Here is a 262-nt window from a genome sequence, read left to right on the forward strand (position 1 = left end):
GCTCCCCGGTTCAATCACTTGTGGGTAGTCAGCTAAATTAGTGGGGAACGATGTATGAGCAACCGGTCCAATCCCTTCGCCATAACGTACCGACTGTTTTAGCCCTTGGTTTATATATGCCTTAGCTAAAATAAAGGCATCTTTTAATGGATAGTCTTTAGCTAAACATGCAGCAATTACCGAAGCCATGCTACATCCGGTGCCGTGGTTATGCGGGGTTTGTATTTTTTGATTGCCTAACCAGTATTCTTCACCATTTTGC

The 262-nt window shown here is 43.9% G+C and carries 1 protein-coding gene; it reads right to left on the reverse strand.

Going from position 1 to position 262, the window contains the following annotated elements; translation table 11 throughout:
* The coding region (locus AAEY83_RS16115) for a bifunctional hydroxymethylpyrimidine kinase/phosphomethylpyrimidine kinase (protein WP_351060611.1) at window positions 1-262 on the reverse strand (262 nt) is incomplete at both ends.

The organism is Psychrobacter sp. TB20-MNA-CIBAN-0197 (genome assembly GCF_040309765.1).
In the GTDB taxonomy this organism is placed as follows: Bacteria; Pseudomonadota; Gammaproteobacteria; order Pseudomonadales; family Moraxellaceae; genus Psychrobacter; species Psychrobacter submarinus.